This window comes from Propioniciclava flava, assembly GCF_004126535.1.
Classification (GTDB): Bacteria; Actinomycetota; Actinomycetes; order Propionibacteriales; family Propionibacteriaceae; genus Propioniciclava; species Propioniciclava flava.
In genome coordinates this window covers 1-1,426 of record NZ_PPCV01000023.1, presented here as the reverse complement: position 1 = coordinate 1,426, position 1,426 = coordinate 1, and the positions used below count along the sequence as shown (strand labels likewise).

General features: G+C 68.4%; 1 protein-coding gene. It reads right to left on the bottom strand.

The genetic code is table 11. The annotated features are described in order from the left end of the window. Positions 1-5: 5 nt before the first annotated feature. On the bottom strand, positions 6-1,316 hold the full coding sequence (locus C1706_RS13865) for an ISL3 family transposase (protein ID WP_129459826.1): 1,311 nt from the start codon (positions 1,314-1,316) through the stop codon (positions 6-8). Between the last annotated feature and the right edge of the window lie 110 nt (positions 1,317-1,426).

The following is a 1,426-nucleotide window of genomic DNA, read 5'->3' as shown; positions in this document are numbered from 1 at the left end:
GCGGCTCATCGCGAATGAGAGTGTATGAGCGGTCTGAATCCGCCGGCTTCGAGGAGCGATCTGGCGATGTAGTGGCTGAGGTTCCGGAAGCCGAGGGCGGAACCGCGAAGGTGCTCGAGCCGGCCGTTGATGGCCTCCGTCGGTCCGTTGCTCGTGCCGGGGCGGTCGAAGAACGCGAGGATGTCCGCGGCGCGTTGCTTCATCGTGCGGCCGAGGCGTCGGACCTCGGTGAGCATCGTGGGGACGCCGCTGCTGACCGACTCGATCACCGCTTGCATCATCTCCCTCGCCTTGTTCTTGTCGGGTTCCCGGTAGGCGGCGACGATGCGCTGGTAGATGCCCCAGGTCGCTTCGACCTCGACATGCTCCTCGACGGCGAACACCGCGTTGAGCCGGGCGGTCTGCTTCTCGGTGAGGAAGCTCGCGCCGGTGTGGAGGGTGCGACGGACGCCATAGAGCGGGTCTTCAGCGTGACCGCGGTGACCGAGCGTGTCCTGCTGGACGCGCTGCCGGGTCCGGTCGAGCGCGTCGCCGGCCAGGCGGACGACGTGGAACGGGTCCATCACAGGGACAGCGTCGGGGAGCTCTTCGGCCGCGGCGGTCTTGAACCCGGAGAACCCGTCCATCGCGACGACCTCGATCCTCTTCGACCACTCTGCGGGACGTGCGGCGAGCCACTGCTTGAACACCGCCTTCGAGCGGCCCTCGACCATGTCCAACAGTCGTGCCGGTCCGGTCTTGTCGCGGACCGGGGTGAGGTCGATGATCACGGTCACGTACTTGTCGCCGAACCGTGTGTGGCGCCAGACGTGCTCGTCGACACCGATCGTGGTCACCCCGTCGAACCTCGCCGGGTCGTCGATGAGCCGCCGTCTGCCTTCGGCGAGGATCGCGGTGTTCGCGGTATGCCACGACACCCCCAGCCCCGCGGCGGCGCGGGAGACGGTGAGATGGTCGACCACGATCGCCGTGAGTGCCCACCCGATCCCGCCGCGGGAGATCTTCTCCCTCGGCGCCGCCGCCTTCGACGTGTCCTGCCGCCAGGTCCGGCGGCAGTGCGTGCACCGGTAGCGGCGCACCCGGACCAGCAGCGTCGTCGGCCGGTGCCCGAACGGCTCATGCGCCAGCGGCCGCGTCACCGTGTCACGCGGCACGCCCTCCGCGCCGCACGTCCGACACCACGGGTCGTCCTCGACGACGCGGCACTCCAGCACCGCCCGATCAGGCTCGAGCAGCTGCCCGACGGCTTGAAGGCCGAGCTCGTCGAGACGGCAGAACGTGGTCAGGTCAGGGGTCGCGAACGTAGGGTGGTGCACGTCGAGGTCTTCCAAGATGGTGAGCGTGAGAACTTCCATCCTGGAAGACCTCGACGCCTATCCGCGAACCAGCCGATGGTCCCGGGCTACACCCTCAACTGCGAAGAGCC